This window comes from Pseudomonas sp. Sample_9 (assembly GCF_004307535.1).
GTDB lineage: Bacteria > Pseudomonadota > Gammaproteobacteria > Pseudomonadales > Pseudomonadaceae > Aquipseudomonas > Aquipseudomonas mercuritolerans.
The window spans coordinates 12,877-15,130 of record NZ_RAZO01000319.1 but is presented as its reverse complement, the minus strand read 5'-3'; the positions used below and the strand labels follow the sequence as shown (position 1 = coordinate 15,130).

General features: G+C 57.0%; 2 protein-coding genes. One reads left to right on the top strand and one right to left on the bottom strand.

What is annotated here, in order from left to right:
- Positions 1–643 precede the first annotated feature (643 nt).
- Positions 644–895 carry an outer membrane lipoprotei OprI gene (gene oprI, locus D6877_RS17565; protein ID WP_003183784.1) on the top strand — a complete coding sequence of 84 codons (252 nt, stop codon included), beginning with the start codon at positions 644–646 and terminating at the stop codon, positions 893–895.
- A gap of 126 nt (positions 896–1,021) precedes the next feature.
- Here the strand turns inward: oprI and D6877_RS17560 are convergent, their stop codons facing one another.
- Positions 1,022–1,993 carry a L,D-transpeptidase family protein gene (locus D6877_RS17560; RefSeq protein WP_024013783.1) on the bottom strand — a complete coding sequence of 324 codons (972 nt, stop codon included), beginning with the start codon at positions 1,991–1,993 and terminating at the stop codon, positions 1,022–1,024.
- Positions 1,994–2,254 lie beyond the last annotated feature (261 nt).

The following is a 2,254-nucleotide window of genomic DNA, read 5'->3' as shown; positions in this document are numbered from 1 at the left end:
CTCATCACTACTCCTCGCGGGTCTTGAATTGTGACCCCTACCTTACCGATGTTTTCCCGGCGAAGGAACATCTACGCCACCCCGTGCCTGATGGACACCGAGAAGAGCCACACCGATCTCGCGCAACCTGACACCTGCTGAATAGTAGGCACCATTGGCAATAATGCTCAAGGTACGCTCGTCATCGGACGGTTTGGGGGCAAAGGCTTCGATGCTCGCAGGTTCGGTCGCAGACCCTCTTTGCGCGCCGCTTGCCTGAACATTGCCGGAATGTTGAGACTTAAGACGTGCAAGCTTTTTTAAAGTCACCTGAACATCAACAAAGATACGCGAAGCGCTTCGCAGAACCTGAACAAAAGTGTGGACGAATTCATTTAGAAAGACTTTAGCCGAAGTCGCAAAAACAGCATGCGACGGTGGGAACTTTTTCCGTTTGAGTCGCTCACGCCGGGGCTTGCAGCTGGATATTTTTTATACAGCGCAGTTAAAAGTTGCTCGAAAAAGAATCAACGCCTACAATTTTTTTTGCTTCTTGCGCTACGTCAGTTTACTTACTACAAGTAATGGGTAGTATGTACGCCGGCTATTTCCTCAATCGTGAGGAGACAGCCACTTAATTTGAAAGTCCTTGAAGGGGAACACGATGAACAACGTTCTGAAATTCTCTGCTCTGGCTCTGGCCGCAGTTCTGGCTACCGGTTGCAGCAGCGCATCGAAAGAAACCGAAGCACGTCTGACCGCTACTGAAGACGCAGCTGCTCGCTCCCAGGCTCGTGCAGACGAAGCTTACCGTAAAGCTGATGAAGCTCTGGCTGCTGCTCAAAAAGCACAACAGACTGCTGACGAAGCTAACGAGCGTGCTCTGCGCATGCTGGAAAAAGCTAGCCGCAAGTAATAATCCCTCGGGATTGTTATCGAGCCGATCCGGTTTTCCGGGTCGGCTTTTTTGTGCCCGGTGCTTTTCTCCGGGCAATAAAAAACCCACCGACGCTGCACGCCTCGGCGGGTTTCCGATCAATGCCTATTGCTGCAGATCGATCGGTGCACTGCTGACCATTGGCGCCGAGGTATTCGGCACGGCGATCTCAACCGGCAGGCCGTCTTCGGCCGCAACCACATCACGCACCACATCCCAGTTCATGCGCAGGTTGCTGGTGATGTCTTCACGCTTGAGCATCGCGTTGATCACCGCGGTGTGCTTGTCGACCACCGACGGGTTGCCCTTGTCGTCGAGCGGCGTGTGCGCTTCCAGATAGACCTTGCCGCCACTGCGACCGAACTTGTACGGGTCGTTGATGATGCGCACCGAGGTGCCGACCGGGACCATGCCGGCCATTTCCAGCACGTTGTTGTTGAACATGCGGAAGCAGCCGTGGCTGGTGCGCATGCCGATACCGAACTTCTTGTTCGAACCGTGGATCAGGTAGCCCGGCGTGCCCAGGGTGAACTTGAACGGCCCCAGCGGGTTATCAGGACCGGCCGGCACCACATTCGGCAGCGGATCACCGTCAGCGGCGTGTTCGGCCTTGATCGAAGCCGGAGGCGTCCACGTCGGGTTCGGCGTCTTGGCGATGATCGAAGTGTGCGCGATCGGCGAGCCCCAGCCTTCACGGCCGATGCCCAGCGGGAAGGTGTACACCACGTCGCGGCCTTTCGGGTAGTAATAAAGACGGTATTCGGCAAGGTTGATGACGATGCCTTCACGCGGGCCCGGCGGCAGGATGAAACGCGTCGGCAGGACGATCTCAGTACCGGCGCCCGGCAGCCAGGCATCGATGCCCGGGTTGGCCGCAACCATTTCCGAATAGCCCAGATCGTAGGTGGTGCCCAGGTCGGCGAAGGTGTCTTCGTACTTGGCTTTGATCACCTGCACCTGGCCGACGATGTCCTCGCCGGGTGGTGGCAGGGGAAGCTCCAATGCAGCAACGGGACCGGCCACACACAGGGCGGCAAGTGACAGGCAGCGGGTGACGGCAGGAAAGCGCGGCAACATCCGGAAAATCCTTCGCATGATCATCAAGGGTATAAGGGCGCGATTGTACACCGCGGCCTGGGGATTCGGGAGACACGCCGATAGACCGTGTCGCGCCCTGAAAGATCGCAGCCTCGTTGCACTCGTCAGCTCCTGCATTTGCAACGCATTCCCTGTAGGAGCTGACGAGTGCAACGAGGCTGCGATCTTTTGATCTTAAAGTTCGAATCGCAGCTCGGGCCAGATCGGCGACGTACCGCGTTTCTGCGATTCAAGAATCGC